We start from the raw sequence: 22,938 nt of genomic DNA on the forward strand, positions 1-22,938 counted from the left end.
TCCAAACGATGCTTCTGAAGTATAATTCCTATTGTTTAATGACTTTTCGGGTGTCCGTAGATTCATGTCCACTTACAATTTGAGTCTAATCTTTACTTCAATGTCAAAAAAGTTTAGATTTTAATGTTTTCTATTTTTCCTCAATTAAAATTGTTAATTTACCTTTTTTTTGAAATGACACTATAAAGTGAATCGAGATTGAGTAACACGTACCGTTGCCCATCTCAATCGCTCTCACAGCGCATAATAAAAGCCTTCCGTGTTTTCGGATGTCATGGAAATAAAATTTACCTTGTCTTTTCAAAACAAATGGTCACTAATGAAAAATTTGCAAAGGGTCCATATTTCGGTGTATCTGAATAAAAATATAACCATCATTTAGTAATAATTAAAAAAAGTCACTCATTCATAAAAATGACTGACTTTTAAAAAATCCTATTATCTAACTCAAGTCTCAGATTCCCTATTAAAACTATAGTGTTCACTTCCATTGAGTAGTTCCTCCTTGAACAAGCTAAAATAGATCCTAAAGTTGGTGGATGCGTATATTATACCTCTTAATTTAACAATCCTTATTCCGTTTATTGTTCCTGTAATGGAATAACATGACTAACATTTTCAACTCTATTGTCACCTACATTACTATCAATACTACATCTTGTTTAGCCACATTATTACAGATTTATTGAAGTAGTTGAGATGGACTCACTTTTTGAATTTGAACAAGTATGTCAAATGATTTACCTAATGATATATCAACAGTTGTTGGTATATCAGGGCCTTCGGTAGTTATTCCAGAAAAAATTGGATGTTGTTCGTTTAACCAAGTTTTTGTCACTCCGTTTGCCTTACGTAAATCAATAAAAAATTGGTCTTTTTTGACTTGTCCAAAGATGTAATTATAACTGTTTGGATCATCTGATTTTAATGTTCCATATGGGCCATATTCATAGTTACTATTATATACATTATATCGTCCTTCATAAACAGATGTTCCAATAGATACATACCGTTTTCCATAATGTTCTGCTAAATGCTGCCCAGCTACTTTAGGGTATATAAAAGGAATCATATTTGTTTTCGAAACGTGTCCATTATGTCCCCATACAATCGTTTTTCCTAAATGTTCTTCTGACCACTTCGCATTTTCATACATTGCAATATCATGTTTCAAAAAAAGATCTGATGGTTTATCAGGAGTTGATGCTAACATTGTAGTAAACTGCTCAATAATACGGGCATTTTGTTTTATCCATGCGAACTCTTTGGATTTTCCATTTAGATTACTTTTATTTTGTTCTAACAAAGCACTGATTTGTTTAGCGTCTGAAATATATTTTTCTTTATTTTCTTTCGTAAGGTCGCCAAAGGTATTAATATCCTTTGTTACAGGAATAAGGCCATTTATCTTCTCTTCTACACTAGGCACAAGATCGGGATTGTTCCTTTTTATATATTCTATTATATTATTATAAATATTTTTGTTTACTGATTGTATATCCATCCCAATGACACGCACTTTAGATTTATGTTTTGGATCAGCATTATATTGTCGAATCCAGTTAATTAGATTTAATATTTCTTGCGTGTTAAATTCAGGTGATAGATGTTGGCTCGGGTTCCCGTTACCAGTAAGAACATAATGATCAATTTCCAAAGCTCTGTCCCATCCCTCTTCTAAAACTAAGTTGGTAAAGCCCATTTCAGATACTAAATAATTAACAATGCGGTGTTTCATTGTAAAAACTTCATGAGCCCCATGCGTAGCTTCACCTAAACCTACGATTGAAGCTGATCCTACCATATTCTTAAGCGGTTTTAAATCATTAAGAGATGCAGTTGGATTAGTCGTTTTTAAAGGCTTTGCATGCACTTCTAGCCATTCCTCTATTTGATTTGTATAGTTGGGAGCTGAAACAGAAACTTCTGTTTTCGGATTTGCATAAGTACTTCCTGTAAAATTAGTCAGTGTTAAAGCAAAAACACCCATTGCAATAATTATTTTCTTTTTCATAAAAACCTCCTAAAATACTTATTATTAGTTTTTTGACATGGTCTAAGAGCTTTCCGTTTAAATCATTAATTCTCTTCTCACTAATTTATTCTAGTTCCTAAAACTCACTTATTTCTTAATAGATTCTTAATAAATCCTTAATTTACTCATATCAATTAAACAAACAAAATAATCTTCCATCCAAAAATAAAAAGGGCAGATTATTTTGCTATTCATTTTGCATGCTTAATGCTCAAGTTAGTCATTTTTTAAACCTTTAAACTTTATTACAAAAAAACGTCATACTTTCTAAATAAGAAAGTTTAGAACTTAAGTAAATATTTTGTTCATCTTCATACCCAAACGTAGCCAAAGGATAAAGCTGTATTATTCGCAGCTATTTTGGCAGATGGAATTAATCTTGGTCTTTCAAGATGGCAGATGCATATATACAATATGTTTACATTCCCTGTCTTCAGACTTAGGTCCGAACTAGTATACAAATGGTAAGGTCGTTATGAATTGTAACACCGTTGAAAAAGGCCGTCGCTTTAGTTTCTTGTATATCGGTAATTGAATCTCCCGAAATGTATTTGATCTTATATTTAATCAAGTTGTTACTAAGATCGTCGTGCATATATAGTGTAAAAAAGAGTCGAACATACAAATTTGTATGTTCGACTCTTCAAGTATTCATTACAAAAGTCCGTAACACTTATCGAATCAAGAATCTAGTTCATTTGGCTTCCTCGTCGGCCGAGGGACCGTAAATGCCTGGCACCGAAATATCAAGTAGGCGCAAGTATACCCCGAGCTGCGCCCGGTGGTGGATCATGTGGTTTAATCCGTAGGTGCGGAGCGCAATAGCTCTCGGCTCACGGCGGATGATATGGTCACCATGGCGTAGCGTCCATTCTTCGCCGAGCGTTTTTTCGTCACATTCGGCGAGCAACTTTTCAAACTTGCCGACGTTTGCGTCAAACTCATCCATAACGTCAGATCGTTTTTCCAAAGGCTCCCTTCGTAGCGGAACGGTCGAAAGATCAAACTCCGCGTACTGAAAAATCGCGATTTGCCAGTTCAGCAGGTTGATCAGGTGCGTGGCCAACCCGCCGAGTGTCATTGATTTCTCATGTGGCCTCCATGACATATGCTCCTCAGGCAAGCGTTCTAGAACGCGACGCGTAGTAGCCAGTTCAAACCTTGCGTCGCCGATGATCAATTGTTTAACCATAAAATTCCTCTCCTCCTTATGGTTAGCATACTATAAATTCCATTCGAGTAGAAAGCTCTCTGGTTAACGGACTAGGATTTGTATGATATTGCGCTATTTTGCCAGTACAATTCTTCACAATTAGTAGTCTTTCGTTTAAACACTTCATATTTGCTTAAATAATACTTTTACCCCAAAAGATCAAATGGTCAGTTTGTATCGTGAATCTGTAACACCTAGCTAAGTTCATCACTCTTTGAATAATTTTTATTAATATTGGCCAAATCTACATTAAACGATAATTAGCATTATTTAAACGAATAATCCCCTTTTGAAAATTATAAGAAACATCCGATAATTAAAAAGTTTTGACCAATGTATTTATATTATGTAAACTAAAATTATTTTGCGTGGAGGAGGACTTGGATACGTTAACTACCCATAATATCTGTATATCTGGAGGTTTTATACTTGCAACTACATGCTGCCATTGACGAATTTGTATGTATATTGAGATTGAAAAAAATTACTCGGAAAATACGGTTACGAGTTATGAATACGATTTACAGCTCTTTTTAACCTTTTTAACGGACCATGGCTGTTCAACCTGTTTAATGAGATTACCAAGACCCAAGTACGTCGCTTTATCCTATATCTATTAGGATCATTAAAAAAAACCTCGCTCGGTGTTCGCTAAATATTGTTTAAAAGAACACTACCTTGCTAATGATTTTACGCGCGGGATTGAATCGCCAAAGACCGATGATAAACTTCCTGTCTATATGACATTAACGGATCTAAAGCAGCTATTTGACTATTTAGAACGCGCCCAATCGCGTTTTTCGATGCGGAATGAGCTAATGTTTAAATTATTAGCAACAACAGGTATAAGACGTTCTGAACTTGTTTCATTAACATGGGAACAAGTTGATTTGGTAAATGAAACGATTTGAATTGATGGAAAAGGGAAAAAAACGGATATTGCCCCTTCATCCACATTTAATGCCGCTTCTGGCATCCTATAAAGCTTCTTTAAAATCCTATCAAATTTATCCATCAGAACCTGTTTTCCTAAATAAAAATCGCAAAGCATTAGATCCGCGTGGTTTACATGTCATCTTTAAAGATGTGTTGAAAAAGGCTGGTCTCCCACCTACCCGCTTCATGCTACATCACTTACGGCATACTTTTGCAACGTTGATGTTACAGCAAAATAAAGAAAACGTTGATTTACGAACACTTCAAGAACTACTTGGCCATGAAAGTATTACATCAACTCAAGTCTATACACATACATGTTTTTGTAATTTTCAAAACTAATGCCATCTCCATCTGCTTTTTTGAACCGTTTTGAATTCATTCTTCTTGTTTACATTTATGTATAAAAAGAAAAACCCACTTCTAAAGCGAAAATTTAAAAGCGAATTTTTTCAATAAAACAAATTTATCAGCCAATTTATTTATTAAACGTTTTGTTCAAACGCTCGTCCAAATCTTCAACCTTATGTTTCTGAATGGCCTTTAAAAACTTACGGACAATTGCTTTAGATTCAATTTCAGAGTTAATCAAATAGAAACAGAAATCCACTAACGAATCATGCTGAATGAGTTCACTTTTCTTATCCTCATCTATTGTTATACATAATTCTGAATCATGTATAACCTCTAGGATATCATAATCATTACTGAATATGATGGAAGCCCCTAATAACATGGCTGCTGCTAAACTATGAATTTCTCCTAGATCGTTTGTATGTTTTAAGGGCCGACCTTCCTTTTCTTTCTTTTCGTCTAAATCTGAAAAACCTTGTTTTACGTCATCTAAGTAGCGCTCATAGATTTCGTACATGTCATCAGATAGTGTTGACTCATCATCAGGATCAAATAGTATCCAATCGTTTGTTAATTTGTTATCAACATTTTGCTTGACCTCATTTAACAAAAGCTCGTCATACACCATTTGGTGTACATAGACTTCATCATATAATGCATCAATCCATTCGAACACATTTTTTATCTTGTAATCTGTTGCAGCAATTAATATGTTTGCGTCTATGAATACTTTACCTTTACGTTTCACAATCATCTACCCCCATAGACAGCATTTCTTGATACTGCTTTGCTTGTTGGGGAGCAAACTTAGCCAATTTATTTGCGGCAATTAAACTGTCCAAACCAACATGTTCTACATTTTGTTTAACGACATTTTCATAAGCCTTAAATCGCGTTTCTTTCACAGATTCATCTAAATACGCATATGGTAACCCTAGTTCAGTCCGCTTTTCTATCCAATATTTTTCATCTGTACTTTCCAATGATTTAGTCATTTTTAATCCTAGTTCTTTGACTCTTCGAACCGTAGTCAAATATGGCACCTGTGCAAAATCTGAAAGATAAATTATAGAGCTTTCTTCATCTGACATTTCTAAAAATCTATCCCACATTTTTTTAACTAACGTTTTAGGAAGCATTACCGCAGCTGCAAATCGATCTGCAGCACGTTCATGATCAAAATCCGGATCAAACGGTACAATGTTAGTTAAATGCCACAATTCATGAGCAACGGTGAAATACCTTGTTCTTAACGGATGGTATGTGTTTACGGCAATAAATTGTTCTCCATTATCATGTGTAATAGCTGCACCGAAGTACTTCTCATCTTCTACGTATTGATATATAATATTCGCTTTTTCAGCTAAAATTTTTTCTATTTGACCACCAGTGAATAGTTCTTGCCCATACTCATCTTGTAAGAAACTTGTTGCGAATTTCTCCGCAATTTCTTCAGCTTGTTCTTTTCGGTTCAAGATTTGTCACCTGCTCTTTTAATCCAATATAGTCATTAATTGCAAATAGTAAAGAGTCCAGCTCTCTACGTGATCGACGATTAGTTAATTCTCCTCTTAAATTTACAGTTAATTTATCTTCTTTTATAACTTCAGGTTGCATTAGTTCTTTTGGTGTTATGTTCATTATTTTTGCTAATTGTTCAATTCTTTCAGGTTGAAGAGTTCTTTCTCCTTTCAATATAAATCCAACAAGTGATTTACTAATGTCCATTTGCTCAGCTAACCATTGATATGACTTACCCTCCAACTCTAACCATTTCTTTACTCTACTTATAACTATCTCATTCGTTCTACTCATATTAGTCCTAATCCCCCATAAATCTTCTACACTTATTGTTCAGAATTTTATAGCTATAAATTCAATTCTTTCCGGTTTAAGAATTCGTTCTCCTTCAATATATATCCAATAAGCGATTTACTTTTGTCCATTTCCTCTTCTAACCATTGATATGAATTGCTCTCTTCAAACTTAAATCATTTCTTTACTCTACATGTAATTTAGTTCTTATACTTATAATAGTGCTTAATAATCGTCTACACTTATTGTACATTATTTTGTAGACGTCTACAAATCTTTGTTCTCCTACCTCTATCTATATCAATCGTATTATATATATTCGGGTAACCATTAATACATTCCTAAAAGTATCCTTACAACTTAATACGAATTTATCAAAGGAAAAAATAAAAAGTAACCACATGTCCTCAGCGGTTACTTTTTTATGTAATTAGTTAAAGGTTGAGTTATTTCACTTGAATAAACCTTTTATTTTTCTTAGAGTGTTCTATAGAAACTTTAGATATTAACAACCTTTATAACTTTAGTAATGAAACTGTCTTTATCAGTTACATTTAGAACATCACAATAATCTTCCAAAAGCTCTTTTGCGATTTCAACTGTTACTTTGTCAAACCGACTTGCAAAATAAGTAATTTGTTCAGATGTAGGATATCCAGACAAGTATGCTGCACGTTTATCTTTCAGAAGTTTAGCACTTTAATTTAGACATTATTTTGAGACAATACTTTGGGACAATTCCTGTATATTGTCCAAACAACCATTACAAATATAATTTGAAAAAATGCTGTTGTATCTTATGGATATCTACTTCTTTATCAGCATTGCACATATGTCTTTAATAAAATAACCCCATTCTAAATTAGAATGGGGTTATCATTGGTTGTGATTCAAAAAAACTTTATATTTTTTTAGTTAATTAAAATACTTCTTCTGGTTTTATCATGGAATTATTCGTATTTGTAAGTGTTTTTATATTGTATATGGACAAGAATCTACAGACATTTTGGATAAGAATGTCCAGACAGCTCATTTTTTCAAATAAATAAGATGGATATGATTGTCCAAACAAATTATACATTAACTAATGCTCTTAATGTCTTAACGTATAATCGATAAATAACAGACATAATTTACTCGTTTATTTCCTCAACAAATTCAACTATTTGATCGTCCTTATCATTTTCCACAGATTATTGTGGCTTTAAAATAGTTTGATCAAAAATACCTTGGAACCCGTATTTATGCAAATAACTGAGATTAATATTTAAATAAGGAAGTACATGAAGTCTCGGTTTTTTATTTTTTTAAATGATAAGGTACAGTTGTTACTACTACGTCTCTCCGATACAACAAGAAGGCACGAATAAGTAAACTTGATTGGTTATGAAGAATATTGTGCCAGCCTTTTTTAGGAATAAATTGTGGAATGACAACAGTTACCTTATATTTCCCTTCCCTCGCCTTATGCTCTACAATATCAACAAATTTTGTAAGTGGATTGATGATACTTCTGTAATGAGAATGCAGTGTTACCAATCTTACATCAGGTTGCCAATTCTTCCATTCTTCTTCAAACTTCTGCTCGTCTTCTCTTTCAAATGCAACATATACAGCAATAATTTGTTCAGGAGAAAGAGATTTAGCATAATCCAAGGAATTTTCTACAACATGAGTCATGCCAGCAACAGGTACTATCATAACATTACCTTCGATGGTCATAGATGATTCACAAGTTGTGAGCCTAAGTTGGTCTCCAACAGCTTCATAATGCTTTCTAATTCGATGAAAAATAAAAACAATAATAGGTAGAAAAATTAAAATTGACCAAACCTGTGAGAATTTTGTTATAAAGAACATCATTGTGACTGTGAAGCTAATAACAGCACCCGTTGTATTGATTATGAATTTTAGAATCCACCCTTTGGGTTTTTCTCGCAGCCATTTAACCATCATCCCCGATTGAGACAGAGTAAATGGAAGGAATACTCCAACTGCATAAAGTGGGATAAGATGCTCTGTTTTTGCATGAAAAGCAATGATTAAAATGATAGAAGCAATTCCAAGTATGATGATTCCATTAGAATATCCTAATCGATCTCCCCTCATCAGAAACATTCGGGGTATAAACTTATCTTTTGCGAGATTAACCGCCAACAATGGGAATGCGGAATAACCAGTATTTGCAGCAAGGATTAATATCAGTGCTGTAGTTCCTTGAATAAAAAAGTACATGAAATTCCGTCCGAAAGTTTTTTCAGCAATTTGGGAAACAACGGTTACCTCCCCACTTGGAGCAATGCCATAATAATAAGCTAAAAATATGATTCCTGAAAACAGTATGGCAAGCAAGGCTCCCATTGCCATTAATGTTTTAGCAGCATTATTAGGACCTGGGTCTTTAAAGCTAGGAATGGCATTCGATATGGCTTCTACCCCTGTTAAGGCAGAGCTTCCTGAAGCGAATGCCCTTAAAAGAATAAATAAACTGATTCCCGACACAGGTGTACCTATTGGGGTGTGTAGTTCGGGCGAAACTCCTCCAGTTAGAATATTATAAATACCCACACCAATTAATATTAACAACGCTAAAACGAATAAGTAAACAGGGTAGGCTAATATAGAAGCAGACTCCGTTACTCCTCTTAAATTCAAAATTGTAATAAAAATCACAAAAGCAATGGCAATTTCTACGTTAAAGCCATGTAAGGTGGGAAAGGCAGATGTGATAGCATCAGTACCAGCAGACATACTTACAGCAACAGTTAATATATAATCCACCAATAGAGAACCTCCAGCTATTAAGCCTGGATTTACACCTAGATTGCTTTTTGAAACCACATACGCTCCACCCCCATGAGGATAAGCGAAGATGATTTGCCTATAAGATAATATGAGAGCTGTTAAGAGAATTAATACGCCAACTGCGATAGGAATTGAATACCAAAATGCTGCTGCACCGACCGTAACTAATACTATTAAAATTTGTTCAGGACCATATGCCACTGATGACAGAGCATCAGAAGAAAGGATTGCTAATGCTTTTGTTTTGTTAAGCTTCTGTTCTCCTAATTCATTGGATTTCAAAGGTCTTCCGATTAAAATCCTTTTTATGGATGAAATCATTAATTACTCACCGCCTAAATAGTGTGAATAGGTTATATATTCCCTTATCAACAGTCATTTATCCAGAAAGAGCAAAATCTTTACATGAATAAAAAAGTGTCTACAAGTTAGCCCATTCAAGGTCTTTATGGCGGTTCATACTATTTAGGGCATACATCCAACCTAAGCTCTGACATTAGGCATAAACTGGCTATATGTCTAATTTTAAAAGGGGTGAATCTTCACTTATGCGATATATGGAAGAAATGCCTTTCTATGGCCAGAATCATAGGGGTCTTCAAAATTGTATATTTCGTTTCACGTATATGTGGCTTAGAAATGGTGACAATTTCTGGTTCTTTCTGACTGCTATTGGACACGAAAGAGCTTATGGCTACAGGTTTTTCGGTGGAAGATGGAATCAATATTCGATTGCTTTAAGAGACATTGACTCCTTCCATTGTTCTCCTCCGACTCCTACTCCATATTAGAAAACTGCTCCTGACCTTTGTAATCCTAGCGTTCAGACTTACTTTAGAAACGTGCGGGCTTACATAATTAGAGAGTGTTTTTTGAATCTAATACAGTAAACACCAGATACACTTCCGTGTTTCCTTCCATCATGTATAAAACGTTAATCTTTCGGTTAGCGTTTTTTATACTGAAATTAGAATGAATGCCAAAACGAACATAAGTTTAATCCTTCACAACTTCAATTGAATTATAAAAATATGCTTTTACTTTCCTCAACTAACTGGCTCGATAATTAAAGGACAAGCCTTATTAGACGTGTGCCTCAATTTCAATTAAATCTAAATAGCTTTTGAAAGTGGGCTGTTTTCCAAAGTGTACGTGATGCTATTGGCAAACGTATTGAACAATTTGTAGCTGAGGAGCTGAAATAAGATGAAAAAAATTCATATATATGAACCAGCAATGTGCTGTTCTACGGGCTTATATGGACCATCGTACATAAGAAATAAAGCGTGTTTGTCATAAAAAGTACTCCTATAATTTAATGGTTTTAAAATATTTCTTCTGCCAACGCAAGGCAACCCAAACAAGTCCAATAAGTACTGGCACTTCGACAAGTGGACCAATAACAGCAGCAAACGCCACACCACTATGAAGACCAAAAACACCTACAGCAACAGCAATTGCTAACTCAAAGTTGTTACTAGCAGCTGTAAACGAAAGAGCTGCTGTGACAGGATAAGATGCACCTGCTTTACGAGAAGAAAAGAATGATACTGCAAACATCACAACAAAGTAAATAAATAATGGAATAGCAATTCGTACAACATCAAGTGGTAATTCCACTAATTTCTCCCCCTTTAATGCAAACATCATCACAATTGTGAACAGTATTGCAATTAAAGTAAGGGGTGAAATCTTTGGTAAGAACCTTTCCTCATACCATTGTTTCCCTTTTGTTTTGATACCTATTAAACGTGTTAGGAATCCAGCTGCAAACGGTATTCCTAAGTAAATAAGGACGCTTTTCGTAATTTCCCACATGGAAATGGATACATTAAAATTCACTAAGCCAAACCAACCAGGTAATACATTTAAGAAAAAGTAAGCAAAAATCGAATATGTAACGATTTGAAATATGGAGTTAAAGGCAACTAAACCAGCCACATATTCGCGATCTCCACGAGCTAAATCATTCCACACGATTACCATCGCAATGCATCGAGCTAAGCCAATCATAATGAGCCCAGCCATGTACTCTGGATAATCTCGTAAGAATATAATGGCCAAAAAGAACATTAAGAATGGACCCAGTAACCAGTTTTGGAAAAGTGAAAGTAAAAGAACTTTCCAATCTTTAAACACACGCCACATTTCCTCATATTTTACTTTTGCCAGTGGTGGATACATCATCACAATTAGCCCTATGGCAATCGGTATCGAAGTTGTACCAACTGACATGGATTCTAATGCTTCTCCGATATTGGGCATTGTTATACTTAAAAGAACGCCAATACCCATAGCAACAAAAATCCAAAGAGTAAGGTAGCGATCTAAAAATGAGAGCTGTTTTGTTAAAGATTCATTACCCATTAATTTTCATCCCCTATTTGTGTACAGTCCGAGCTACAATTACAACCCTTTAACGGCTCAATTTGTTCTAAAATACCTTTCATAAGTGTCGTCTGTTCCTCAACTAAACGATAATGTTTCCATGTACCAACCTTTCGTTCGGTAATAATGCCTGCCTCCTTTAATTTTCGAAGATGCTGACTAACTGCAGGTTGTGAAATACCTAAAACATCCACAAAGTCACATACACAAACCTCCCCATTTTTCATGCATGCAAGTAATTTAATGCGATTCAAATCTGCTGCTGCTTTTAATTGTTTTTCAATTATTGTGTTTTCCATATCTATTCTCCTTATATAATCATTTGCTTATGTTTTATCTAAAATAAAATCACCGATAAGTAAAGGTGATTAAATTAATATATAACTATACACTTATATTATGCATATTGAATGATAATTGCAACAGATCTTCACCCATTTCTTCTAATAAATTTTGACTCTTTACAGTGTAATCATTGCTTATAATTTCAATAATAAATCAATTATGTACCAATTAGCAAAGTTGCCATTCTTATCGTAAATTTACATTAAACGATAATTAGCATTATTTAAACGAAAAATCCCCTTTTGAATGATAAATTATGGGAAGCATCCGATAATTCGAAAGTTGTGACTAAGGTATTTATATTATGCAAACTAAAATTATTTGGCGTGGAAAAGAGTTTGAATACTTCAACTACCCATTAAAAGGTTTTGCATTTTTTGTATCCAAAGCTCCCGTTGGCATCGCCTGCTAATACAATGTTTGGATTGAAATCAAAGCATTTGCTGCAGCGACTCTCAGCTTCTGTCTTCCTGACAACTGAGACTTAAATTACAGGCTCACTATCAAATTGTTTAGTTAATTTTTGAAGTTGCTCTTCTTGCTTTCTAGGAGTTACAGCATGTATGGACAACGGTATTTTCTCTAGCAGTTAAGTTATCGATCAATTCAAATTCTTGGAATAAGCATTCTATCTTATATTCTCTATATTTTGTGTTTGAATAAAGCAGGTGTTTTTTTACAGTGTGAAGAAGTACTTATTATAGGGATATATTTAATTCAATGATTAGAGAAAAAGTGGTGAGGATGAGGTGAAAATCAAAATAATTTTGATATTAATTATTTTTTCTATATGGTTAGTAGCTTGTAACAGTAATAAAGAAACAACAAAGACTATTAATATTCAAGAATTAATTAATTTCGAAGAAGAAAAACCAGACACATTACAATTAATATCAGAGGCGAAGGATATTAAAATTATAGAGAAAACATTTAATAAAGCTAGAGAATTAGGTGAAGTAGATAACAAAATAGTTCCGCAATATAAGATCAAACTTAACGATGAGGAATACTATTTATGGATAGACCATACAATTACAGGGACAATAGCAAACGTAAATAGTAGAAATATGTTTTACAATATCCTAGCTACCGAAGAATTTAAAGAGGCCATTCATTATCAAGAACAAAAATAAACTACTTCTACAAAATTTGATCAAGGCTATTATAGCAACAATCTGTACGAAAAGAATATTTTACAAAGATTGTTGTTATTTTTTCTATGCCTTTTTCAACATAAATGCTTATGCTAAGTACATAATAGCTGTTAATAAGAAATCCCAAAATAATATTGGCCTCAACGGAATTAATTATGAATATATACTAAACTGTAATAAGTCAATTTTAGCTGTCCATAATATCTATGCATAAAATGGAGTTTTGTTGCATAGATTAAAGTAATTCATTGACATGTTTGTGCTATTTGCATACAATGAAGATAGTAAGATTCATGCGTGATGGATCTACAGCAGTACACGGCGATTGGGTGGCTCCCAGTCGCTTTTTTTGATTATTTTACTAAAAAACACCGCTTTGTTGGCTAGACAAAGCGGTGAAACGTAAGTTTTTTACAGCATCATCCGAAAAAGACGATACACAGTATCAAAAAAACGGAATAAATCTGTAGCGTGACGAAAGATGGCTAATCTTTTTTCACGTTTCTTTTTTGTTTCAGCCTTGGCCTTTTTAACGCGTGATGGATAAGACACAGCAGTACACCTCCTTCCTAAAAAGGAGTCAGCTGGATGCTGCGAATCTATTGTAACACGAAATATAATTGCATTTATATAGTGCTTTACTTACTTCCCCAACTCCAGATAGGAAAGTTGTAATCCTACTCCAACTTCTCCTAAATAAGCAGCTGTCGAAAGAGCTATTTTAGAGTGTAAATCTGTACAATGGCAAGCATGAAGCTTAGTAGGTTTAAGATCTTTTAAATAACGAACTGTATTGTCTAATTGCTCTTTTGTCGGATTTAATAGGTGAAATCCTCCAATAATATCAACTACTCTCTCTTCCTGACATACCTCTTTGGCATATTCAATAATATTACATATCCCAGAATGTGCACATCCAACGATAATAACTAACCCATCTGAAGATTTATAAACGATTGCTGTGTCATCCAAAACGAAGTCGTTAACATTCCCTTGATCTGTTACAACTTGGCCTATAGAATCTTTTCCTTCAAAATCAAATATTCTTTTAATTTCCCCTAGAAATACTAGTCGATCAGTTAGCCATAATGGTTCTTTAGTTAACTGGACTGGAAAGTGTCTATTTAACTTTTCATGAGATAAGATACTCCCTATCTCTCCTATAGGATCAAATAGTTTAGTGTTAAAAACCAATGGATGCCCAATAATCTTAGGCGTATTGTGTAGTATTTCTTCATTTTTTGCTTCCATATGTAGTCTAATTAAATGCGTAAGTCCCCATGTATGATCCACATGCCCGTGCGACAAGACAACGTAATCGAGATTTCTTAAATCAATTCTCATTTTATCTGCATTCTTTAAAAAGGCATCAGAATATCCGGTATCAAAAAGAATACGTTTATCACCTTCTTCAATAAAAAAAGAAAGCCCAGGTTCCCCCAAAAAGTAGCGATCAATTAAAGTGTTATTATCTACTAAAACGGTTAATTTCATATAATACCTCCCTTTTCTGTTAATTATAACAAAATAAACCATGTGTCTGTCCAAAATGCTTCCATTTGTTCGTATAAGGTTCATCGAGCATGAACCGAAATGGGTGCTTTCATAATTGAACAGGACTTCTAATGTGCTCTACAATTGCATGACCATCAGAGTTAGCCAATAAAAAAACAAGAAGCCTTTAATTCGAAGGCTTCTTGTTTTTATCAAAATACATGATTCGATTTACGCAATTCATGAATACAGTGGTAATTAAAGCTGTAAAACAAGCAATAACTGCATCGAGATTAGCGTCACTAGTTCAGGCTGCACAAAATGGTACTACTACTCTTGAAGAGGTTCTGTATAGTAAGGATTTATATGAATAAGGACTTCCCCTACATCTGGATATTTATTTAATAGTTTATTTTTTATATCACGAGCGATATCATGGCCTTCCTTAATTGTTAAATCATGATTAAGTGAAAGACGCACGTCTAGAATCTTATAGTGACCGTGTTCTCTTGCACGGAGTCTGTCAATTCGTTTTACTTGATAAAATTCATGAATAGTAGATTCATATCCGTCTAAAAGATCTTGATCCACGCTTTTTTCCATTAAAACATCAACAGAAGGTTTTACTAATTCCATTGCGATTCTAAAAACAAAGTAAGCTACTAAAGCACTTGCAATAGCGTCCGCGTATAACAAAAATGTCCATCCTATTGCATTTCCTATAATCGCTAATAGGACTCCTATAAATGCTGCAAGGGAAGCAACAATATCACCTTTATGATCATAAGCAATCGCTATAATAGCCTTACTATTCCATTTTTTTCCTTGTTTTATGGAGTATCTATATAATATTTCTTTCGCTATATAAGAAATTATTGCTGCAATCAATGCACTGTACTGTGGTACACTGGGTTTATCAAAAAATGCTAAAATTGCTTCTACTAAGATATATACTGAGACTAATATCAAAATAATTCCAACGATTGCTTCACTAATAACCTCTGCCTTACCATGCCCAAAGGGATGATCCTTATCAGGTGGTTTATTAGAGATACCTACTACTGCTAGCACAGCAATTGAAGCTACTACATCTGCCCCTGAGTGAATTCCGTCTGCAAAAACAGCCTCACTTCCCCCAAAAAGACCAAAGAAGATTTTTCCTATCATTAGAATTAGGTTGGATACAAGTGCAATCCATGCAACTTTTTTGCTAATTTGTTCTCTTTCACTAACCATTTATTTCTCCTCCGATTAAGAGTTGTATAACTAGAAATGAGGGAGGAATTTCTCCTCAAATGCCCTTAATCTTTTACCTTAAATTAATACTCAACTATGATATCAGACGAATATCGAGTGGGTCTACAACAACCTTTTTTACCATCACTAAATAAATTTAGAGCATAAAAATAAGTTGCCTCAGACCAAATTAGTAACTCGTATTTACTGTGAATTTCTCTTTCAGAATATCCTTCAAATACAGTGTAATTACAAATTGCAAATGTTACTGCCACCAATTTAATCGTTTTTATCAGAATTTCTTAGAAGCTAGTTCGGTTTTTGAATGAATGTCTAGTTTTCTGTATACATTTCTTAGAATTGTTCTGACAGTTGTTAAGGAAATATAAAGCCTATCGGTAATCTCCTTTGAACTTAATCTGTCTCTAGCATTCTGGGCAACCTTTCTATTGAATGGTTATCTTAAAGAAATGTTCAGCAAGGAAGGAGGAATCTTGCTGAACATTTCTTTAAATATGTTTAATAATAATTTTACTAATCCAAGCAGCGATTATAATCCAGATGATTATAAAAAGTATTCCAACAAACCAATTCTTTGGTTTTTCAGATAGTTTTAATTTATCTGCAGCTTCTTTATTATCCTCAATTACATGTGGTGGAATTAATTTTAAAGCGAGGATAATTCCCAAAGGTACAATTATTAAATCATCAAGATATCCTATAACAGGAATAAAATCTGGAATTAAATCTATGGGGCTAAAAGCATATGCAACTACGAACATTGCTACAAGCTTAGCATACCATGGTGTTCTGGGGTCTTTATAGGACAAGTAAAGTACAAATAAATTTTGTTTTAATTTTTTTGCATAGGCTTTTAATTTTGATATTAAACTGTTGTTCACTGAAGATCTTCCCTTTCGTTACTATGAAGTATAAGTTATCAAAGTAAAAAGGGAAATGAAAAATAATGAACAATATGAGGAGCGTGTCAGAAAGAAGGAAAGAAAATATGTTTAGAGTTTATAACAATTGTATAGATGAAGCGCTTTATCAAAATAAGGACAACAACCAGTGTGTTGAATTTGTAAACTGTTAAGTAATAATTCAGCCGTTTAATTTTGAAGTGTTAAACATGCGTAAGTACCTTCTAAATAAAAAACAAGCAACCAATAAAATTGATCGCTTGTTTTTTGTAAAGACGTTTGTTAAATATAAAGCCATTATTGAGGGGATATATAATATACCCATCTAATTAAATGAAATTTTGTGGAACACATTCACGAACACCAGAATTTCTCAAGGAGTTAAATAATGCTGCACCGATTCTTAATAAAACATTGTTATCTGTTCCATTTTCTAAATCATAAATTACGTAGTATGCATTATCAACTGTAAAAATACATTTTCGTTCTAATTTAAATCCAGGTGGTACAGGTGGAAGAGTAATAACTGGTCGAATCACAGGTGTATCTCCTTCATCTCTGATAAAGTTGAAAGTTTGTTGGTCAATCTCATAGATATTAACTGGGTCAATCTCCACACCTTGAGATGGAATTGTAATTTCATCTTCAACTAATAGGAAAAAGCGTTCGTTTCGAAAATTGAAAAGACTTCTCGCTCCAATTTCAAATGATGCCATTTTATATTCACCTCCTCTCCTATAAATAAGTTATTCATATCGAATACAATTGTTTGGACAATAAGGAAGGTGGAGTGAAGATATAGTAAATATTATTTTTTAATACTTATAATTAACCATTCTGTTTCTAGACTGAAGTCTATCCTATAGGGTTAAAGTAACTATAAAAGGGTCACTAGGGATAGGAGTGACCCTTAGTAACAAAATTTGGAGGTGTAAGGCTAAATTAGCTTTACATTACTATTAATATGTCGTGGTGGCTTTGTTCGTATAGTTCATAGCCTGAAAAATAGATTTAAAATATAAAAGCCGCAGTGTCGTCACAAGCTATAGCAAACTAATAAACAATATGAGGAAATTAGTAAATAATAATCCACTACGTTTACGAATATCCAAAAAAATCACTAATTTATTGATCCATTTAAGTTTTTAATATTCACTTTTATTAAATGGTAAATGCATTTCAACAGTCGTCCCTGTTCCCTTCTTACTAGTTATTTTAATTTCACCTTTATACAATTTCATAACTTGCACCCCCTACTTCATGCACATGCCGGGCGCACATAAAAAAGTTGATAAGGAGATATACTCCTTATCAACTTTTTTAATTTAATCAAATTTACCTCAATTATATCTTAGTACCTTATTCAGTATTTACAGCGCTCAGACTATTAGAGAACGGGATAGATGGATACTTGTTGGTGTGGAATAGGCTCAGGTCAGTGTGAAGGCAATTGAGATAAATGTTTGTAATCTAATATATCAATTTTGAAACCGTGTTTACATTTCAGCTTATTAATCTTGTCACTATCACAGGATGGGGATATTCTTACTTTAACTAAATCTTCTTTAGCATCATCAAGATTTTTCGATGGGATTTCAATTTTTACAGTAACATCATAGGAATGATTGTCATTGTAAGTTATATCAAAAATTCCTTTCCATTGCCAATCAAAAAGTGTATTCTGCCCATACTCACTTATTACTCTTTTATCAATATGTGGGAATACAATATCTAAAATAATGTCCTCTGTTGTGACATACATTTCTTCTGCTTTTGGAATTGTTTCTGATTTAACAACTTGCGTAGAAGTAATAACAATAAATAAAACTCCTAATATGACTAAGTATTGTTTAATGATCAACACTCACCTCTGATTTATGTTTACTGCTTATTCTTCGTATCTTGTTACTTTTTATTCACAAACCTACTTCGTTTGTTTGATAGCAACAATCTATAAGAAAACAGTCAAACATAAACAGCCTTAAGACACTGACTCTCTTTTTCTCAATTTTAAATACACACATTACGAAGTAAAGCAGGTTATTTTTCCATCAAGGAACTCCTACAAAATAGCACTACTATAAAAGCGTATTCGAAAAAATCTCGAATACGCTTCATTTAATCTTCCATCGTTTCTAAATAGCCTTGCTGTAAACATGTTTCTGTCAGAAACTGCTTAATCCCCGTAGCAAATGACAATTCCATCGTGCTACTCGTAACGGCTAATATTTCCCCTTCTCCCAAAATCACATGCTTTACTTTTGAGCCAACGATTAACGCTGACTCGGTTGTAATCGTCCGCTCATTACGGTATTGCTTTTGTGCTTTCCTCGGACTTTTCGGAGCTTTCTTTGGCAATTCCTGCGGTGAGACGATTTGTTTTAACTCCTTCATGAAAATCGATGGCATCACACTTGTATTAAAGCGCCTATTATACGAAATTAATTCCAGATGGCGAATCGCACGTGTGATACCGACATAAAAGAGTCGCGTTTCTTCCTCGAATTCTTCTTCCGCCTCACTAGGCATAATCCCCTCAATCAAGTCAATCAAATACACACGGTCAAATTCCAAGCCTTTTGAACTGTGCAATGTTGTCAGTGTAATTGCATTCAAATCATTTTTTATATGAGAAGAGCGTGCTAAATTTTCAAGCTGCTTCAAACGACCCGCAAATTCGGTCATTGTCGGTGTATGACGAGCAATTAAACCAAGTACATCCACAATATCTAGTAAATTTTCATAATTAAAACCGAGTTTCTCACTCATGTTTTTTAAGGTACGCTCATAACCAAAGTCATTACGGATATGCTCTAGCATGGCTGTTGGCGTGGTTTTATCAAATTGAATGCTATCATACGTTTTGCGAATTCGCTTAATATATTCAGGCTGATAATCCTTTAACTCAACATGCTCTAACAACTGTGTGAATACACAGCCATCTTCCGGCACTTTCTGTAGCGCCTTCAATTGCGTTGGTGTAATATAAGCATTCATTTTTCTGTAAACTTTTTCAAACACCGTTATATTTTTTGTATTGTACGCTAGACGCATGAAGTTCATAATGTCCTCCACGACCCAATGCGTGAAAAAGCGAATCGTGGAATCTTTCATATAGAAAGGCAAACCTGCTCTGTCAATCGCGTCCATAAGCGGAATGGCTGACGTATTATTTCGATATAAAATAGCCGTTGAGCCGCGCTTAGACAGATTTTTCAACTGGTTCACTAAATATTTGGCCTGTAAATTGTAATTCTCTAGGATTTTAAACGAGATTGGCTCTGCTGCAGGATTTTCCGTAAACATTTGTTTGTTATAACGCTTTTTATTTCGCTGTATGAATATATTGGCTGGCTCTACAATCGTTGCTGATGAACGATAATTTTGCGTCATAAGTAAAACATGCGCCTCCGGATATATCTTTCGGAAATTCAACAAATAATCAGGCTCTGCACCGCGCCAGCTATAAATGGCCTGATCCTCATCCGCAACGACGCATAAATTTTGATGGACTGCGACAAGCTTCGCGATGATCGCATGTTGAACGGGTGATGTATCCTGACTTTCATCCGTTAAATAATAATCGTAGCGGCGTTGGAATTGCGCCAGCACCTCTCGATTTTTCGTGAAAATATCATTCGCCATTAATAGCATATCGTCAAAATCAATTAACAAACGGTCACTACCTGTGCGTTTATATTCCTCATAACGCTGTAAAATCTCGACTTTTCTTGGCACCTTTACTTCTGCAATTGCCCATTCCTGTTCTGGTAGCATTTTATTTTTGATAAACGTTATGTACGTCAGTAGCTCGTCTAACTGATCTTCGGTAATTTTTAAGCCATTTAATTGTTCAAAAATCTCGCGAAGCACTCGTTTTTTTGAAACAACACCAGGCTTGTCCGATTCTTCAATGATGCCGTACGAAATGCCCTGTCGTTCAAGTGTCTGCCGCACAACTTGAAATGCTAAACTATGAATCGTCGAAAAATCAACCGGTGGCAAATGGGGGAAAAACTTTGCAAAACGTTCCTTCATATCACCGGCCGATGCCTTACTAAACGTGACAGCCTTTATGCGAGAAGGATTCACACCAAGCGCCTCAATCATATAGCCGATACGCATAATAATTGTCGTCGTTTTTCCTGAACCGGGAGATGCCAATAGTAGCAGCGGGCCATTCGTTTGCAACACTGCCTGCGTCTGCACATCATTTAGACGAACGCCAAGTGAACGCTCCTTTTCCTCAAAAAACGCTTTTTGCGCTCTATTCATATCAATTGCTCCGTTCTAAAAAAGTCTATACTTTATTATACCAAATGATGAGGATTCATCCGAGGAAAGCCGCACAATATTATAGGAAAGAAAGAATACTGTAAGCGTCAAATAGCGCCCACCTCTGTTCAGGGGGCGCTACTGTTATCATAATATAAATCATTTTTTTTCGGCACCTTAAAGATAGTCAGAAGCTTCTCTGATCTGAGCATGAGCGTATCCAACGCTGCGGTGTCCTGCAAATCGATTAATGGTAGTTACTCTAGTGTATTGAAAAAAATTACAATTGAGGAGAGGATAAAAGAATTCAATAAATATCAAAAAGCATAAGCTTTTTACGCCTACGCTTTTTCAACAATTAATGTTAAGACAACATCGTTATTCTTTTACAAGCTATTTTTGCTGCTGGAATTCCAACACCAGCCTCAAGTGCTGCATCTACTGATTCTCCCCAAGAACCACTGCTAGTCTTTATATCTTTCCCTGCTGTCAAAACACCCTCTGCTACAATTTCAACACAATCATAATAGTCTGGATTAGGATTACTTTCAAGATACTGAGCAGCTAATTCGTCTGCTTTCTTTTGTATTGAAAGTCGAGCTGGTTCAGCCAATGAACTAAAAACACTCTCAGCTTGCCCACCAAAATGTACTATTTCGTCATTAATGTCTCGACCAGTACGATGTGTTTCTCCCATTTCAGATGACATATTTAGTCCTCCCAATCCTTGAAATTTGAACTTTTTTAGTTCACAAATATTTTATCCAACTGAGATTGATCTTATCCATTAACTACTATTTCTTTTGGGTTTATATAAAAAATTTAACATGTTTGTCTGGACTTTCTTGTCTTATAATCGTTCGCCAAATATTGTCTTAAAGATCACTAACTTGCTAATGATTTTACGCACGTGATTGAATCACCAAAGACCGATGATTAATTCCCTGTCTGTATGTCATTAACAGATTTAAAACAGCTATTTGCCTTATCCCATGATGATTATTTTCAAAGCAATAAAAAAGCTTCTAGTCCATAATGGACAGAAGCGTAATATTTTAGCCAAGTCAAATAGTACTTATTCTACTATGCATTTTTACCAGTATATTTACTCTTATGGTATTGTGAAAAAACTAATACTAGGCTAGTCATAATGACGATAAGTAATGCAATAAATTGCGACGTTGAAAATATTCCTACTTGTCCTCGAATTACATCACCTCTGTAAAACTCAATTACAAATCTTCCTGCACTATAAAGAAGCAAATATACACAAGAAACTAGTCCAGGTTTTTTCGTCTTTCTCGCTAATAAAAGCAAAAGTATACATAGTATAAAACTAAACACACTCTCCATAATTTGTGTAGGTATTAATTTAATATCATTCGGTGCAATTTCTGAGTTATGAAAAGTAATTCCAAATGGACTATGTGTTTCTTCTCCATAGCAGCAGCCAGCAAGTAGACAACCAATTCTTCCAAATCCTTGAGCTAGTGCAATTGAGGGGACAAAAAGATCAAGTTGTTGCAAAAAATTAATATTATGTAGTTTACAATAAATGAAACCGGCCAAAATGCCGCCAATAATTCCACCGTAAACAACAAATCCTTCACCAATGTTCCAAAAAATGCTAGGATTATTGATGATATTTGGGAATTGAGTGATCCAATACAGAAGCTTTGCGCCAGTAAAACCACCTATCAATCCCCACACTGTCAAAGAAAAAACATGTGATAATTCTAACTGACGATTCTTAGCACGATAATCAATGAGTTGGTATGCAAGTAATATGCCCAGTGCAATCATTAATCCATATCCATATATCGTTATCGGTCCTATTTTGAGAAGTTCATTATACATACTCTTCCTCCTTAAACTTAATCTAGTTTAGTTGCTGGTGATTTTCATACACGAATTATAACCATAAAGTAAATTTTTTCAGCTGGATAAGTCTGTTATTATATTGAG

General features: G+C 34.3%; 22 protein-coding genes and 1 pseudogene. 5 read left to right on the forward strand and 18 right to left on the reverse strand.

The window, feature by feature from the left end; all coding sequences use genetic code 11:
• Positions 1-682: 682 nt before the first annotated feature.
• Together ACQKMV_RS06030 and ACQKMV_RS06035 are read right to left on the reverse strand one after the other, a co-directional pair.
• A complete protein-coding gene (locus ACQKMV_RS06030; RefSeq protein WP_427502871.1) occupies positions 683-2,014 on the reverse strand; it encodes an erythromycin esterase family protein in 1,332 nt (443 codons plus the stop codon).
• A 715-nt stretch (positions 2,015-2,729) separates the two neighbouring features.
• A complete protein-coding gene (locus ACQKMV_RS06035; protein ID WP_427502872.1) occupies positions 2,730-3,227 on the reverse strand; it encodes a DinB family protein in 498 nt (165 codons plus the stop codon).
• 482 nt (positions 3,228-3,709) lie between these two features.
• Here ACQKMV_RS06035 and ACQKMV_RS06040 point away from each other — a divergent pair, with 482 nt between their 5' ends.
• The 3 genes from ACQKMV_RS06040 to ACQKMV_RS06050 all read left to right on the forward strand — a co-directional run bounded on the left by ACQKMV_RS06040 (position 3,710) and on the right by ACQKMV_RS06050 (position 4,526).
• Positions 3,710-3,868, forward strand: a complete 159-nt coding sequence (locus ACQKMV_RS06040; protein ID WP_427502874.1) for a site-specific integrase — start codon at positions 3,710-3,712, stop codon at positions 3,866-3,868.
• A 120-nt stretch (positions 3,869-3,988) separates the two neighbouring features.
• Complete coding sequence (locus tag ACQKMV_RS06045) at positions 3,989-4,159, forward strand: tyrosine-type recombinase/integrase (protein ID WP_427502875.1); 171 nt, start codon at positions 3,989-3,991, stop codon at positions 4,157-4,159.
• Positions 4,146-4,526, forward strand: coding sequence for a tyrosine-type recombinase/integrase (locus ACQKMV_RS06050; RefSeq protein ID WP_427502876.1), 381 nt, complete (start codon positions 4,146-4,148; stop codon positions 4,524-4,526). The genes ACQKMV_RS06045 and ACQKMV_RS06050 overlap by 14 nt, the downstream gene beginning before the upstream one ends.
• Positions 4,527-4,662: 136 nt before the next feature.
• Here the strand turns inward: ACQKMV_RS06050 and ACQKMV_RS06055 are convergent, their stop codons facing one another.
• The 4 genes from ACQKMV_RS06055 to ACQKMV_RS06070 all read right to left on the reverse strand — a co-directional run bounded on the left by ACQKMV_RS06055 (position 4,663) and on the right by ACQKMV_RS06070 (position 9,479).
• Positions 4,663-5,286, reverse strand: a complete 624-nt coding sequence (locus ACQKMV_RS06055) for a PIN domain-containing protein (protein ID WP_427502878.1) — start codon at positions 5,284-5,286, stop codon at positions 4,663-4,665.
• Positions 5,276-6,013 (reverse strand): ImmA/IrrE family metallo-endopeptidase, encoded by a 738-nt coding sequence (locus ACQKMV_RS06060; protein ID WP_427502879.1) that lies wholly within the window; start codon positions 6,011-6,013, stop codon positions 5,276-5,278. The genes ACQKMV_RS06055 and ACQKMV_RS06060 overlap by 11 nt, the downstream gene beginning before the upstream one ends.
• The gene (locus ACQKMV_RS06065) at positions 5,991-6,353 is read right to left on the reverse strand and encodes a helix-turn-helix domain-containing protein (protein WP_427502880.1); all 363 of its coding nucleotides are present in this window, start codon (positions 6,351-6,353) and stop codon (positions 5,991-5,993) included. The genes ACQKMV_RS06060 and ACQKMV_RS06065 overlap by 23 nt, the downstream gene beginning before the upstream one ends.
• Positions 6,354-7,652: 1,299 nt before the next feature.
• Positions 7,653-9,479, reverse strand: coding sequence for an APC family permease (locus ACQKMV_RS06070; RefSeq protein ID WP_427502881.1), 1,827 nt, complete (start codon positions 9,477-9,479; stop codon positions 7,653-7,655).
• 885 nt (positions 9,480-10,364) lie between these two features.
• Between ACQKMV_RS06070 and ACQKMV_RS06075 the strand changes: the two genes are divergently transcribed.
• Positions 10,365-10,457: an arsenic metallochaperone ArsD family protein gene (locus tag ACQKMV_RS06075; RefSeq protein WP_427502882.1), complete on the forward strand. Its 93-nt coding sequence runs from the start codon at positions 10,365-10,367 to the stop codon at positions 10,455-10,457.
• A 9-nt stretch (positions 10,458-10,466) separates the two neighbouring features.
• Here ACQKMV_RS06075 and arsB read toward each other — a convergent pair whose 3' ends face one another.
• Complete coding sequence (gene arsB, locus ACQKMV_RS06080; RefSeq protein ID WP_427502884.1) at positions 10,467-11,525, reverse strand: ACR3 family arsenite efflux transporter; 1,059 nt, start codon at positions 11,523-11,525, stop codon at positions 10,467-10,469.
• Entirely contained in the window at positions 11,525-11,845 is a 321-nt protein-coding gene (locus ACQKMV_RS06085) for an ArsR/SmtB family transcription factor (RefSeq protein ID WP_427502886.1), read from the reverse strand. Before ACQKMV_RS06085 ends, arsB begins: the two co-directional genes overlap by 1 nt.
• Positions 11,846-12,640: 795 nt before the next feature.
• Between ACQKMV_RS06085 and ACQKMV_RS06090 the strand changes: the two genes are divergently transcribed.
• On the forward strand, positions 12,641-13,024 hold the full coding sequence (locus ACQKMV_RS06090; protein WP_427502887.1) for a hypothetical protein: 384 nt from the start codon (positions 12,641-12,643) through the stop codon (positions 13,022-13,024).
• A 432-nt stretch (positions 13,025-13,456) separates the two neighbouring features.
• Here ACQKMV_RS06090 and ACQKMV_RS06095 read toward each other — a convergent pair whose 3' ends face one another.
• From ACQKMV_RS06095 to ACQKMV_RS06140, 10 genes and pseudogenes are all read right to left on the reverse strand, one after another.
• The gene (locus tag ACQKMV_RS06095) at positions 13,457-13,597 is read right to left on the reverse strand and encodes a hypothetical protein (protein ID WP_427502889.1); all 141 of its coding nucleotides are present in this window, start codon (positions 13,595-13,597) and stop codon (positions 13,457-13,459) included.
• A 90-nt stretch (positions 13,598-13,687) separates the two neighbouring features.
• Positions 13,688-14,539 carry an MBL fold metallo-hydrolase gene (locus tag ACQKMV_RS06100; RefSeq protein ID WP_427502890.1) on the reverse strand — a complete coding sequence of 284 codons (852 nt, stop codon included), beginning with the start codon at positions 14,537-14,539 and terminating at the stop codon, positions 13,688-13,690.
• Positions 14,540-14,869: 330 nt separating this feature from the next.
• Positions 14,870-15,775: a cation diffusion facilitator family transporter gene (locus ACQKMV_RS06105; RefSeq protein WP_427502892.1), complete on the reverse strand. Its 906-nt coding sequence runs from the start codon at positions 15,773-15,775 to the stop codon at positions 14,870-14,872.
• Between the two features lie 292 nt (positions 15,776-16,067).
• Positions 16,068-16,181, reverse strand: a pseudogene (locus ACQKMV_RS06110) (helix-turn-helix transcriptional regulator); the annotation flags it as partial.
• Positions 16,182-16,284: 103 nt separating this feature from the next.
• A complete protein-coding gene (locus ACQKMV_RS06115) occupies positions 16,285-16,677 on the reverse strand; it encodes a YkvA family protein (RefSeq protein WP_427502893.1) in 393 nt (130 codons plus the stop codon).
• 350 nt (positions 16,678-17,027) lie between these two features.
• Positions 17,028-17,414, reverse strand: a complete 387-nt coding sequence (locus ACQKMV_RS06120; protein ID WP_427502894.1) for a spore coat protein — start codon at positions 17,412-17,414, stop codon at positions 17,028-17,030.
• Positions 17,415-18,133: 719 nt separating this feature from the next.
• Positions 18,134-18,562 carry a hypothetical protein gene (locus ACQKMV_RS06125; protein ID WP_427502895.1) on the reverse strand — a complete coding sequence of 143 codons (429 nt, stop codon included), beginning with the start codon at positions 18,560-18,562 and terminating at the stop codon, positions 18,134-18,136.
• Positions 18,563-18,816: 254 nt separating this feature from the next.
• A complete protein-coding gene (locus ACQKMV_RS06130) occupies positions 18,817-20,973 on the reverse strand; it encodes an ATP-dependent helicase (RefSeq protein ID WP_427502896.1) in 2,157 nt (718 codons plus the stop codon).
• Positions 20,974-21,337: 364 nt separating this feature from the next.
• A complete protein-coding gene (locus ACQKMV_RS06135; RefSeq protein WP_427502897.1) occupies positions 21,338-21,682 on the reverse strand; it encodes a hypothetical protein in 345 nt (114 codons plus the stop codon).
• Between the two features lie 374 nt (positions 21,683-22,056).
• Entirely contained in the window at positions 22,057-22,830 is a 774-nt protein-coding gene (locus ACQKMV_RS06140; RefSeq protein WP_427502898.1) for a prolipoprotein diacylglyceryl transferase, read from the reverse strand.
• Between the last annotated feature and the right edge of the window lie 108 nt (positions 22,831-22,938).

This window comes from Lysinibacillus sp. NPDC094403, assembly GCF_050278745.1.
Taxonomy (GTDB): Bacteria; Bacillota; Bacilli; order Bacillales_A; family Planococcaceae; genus Lysinibacillus.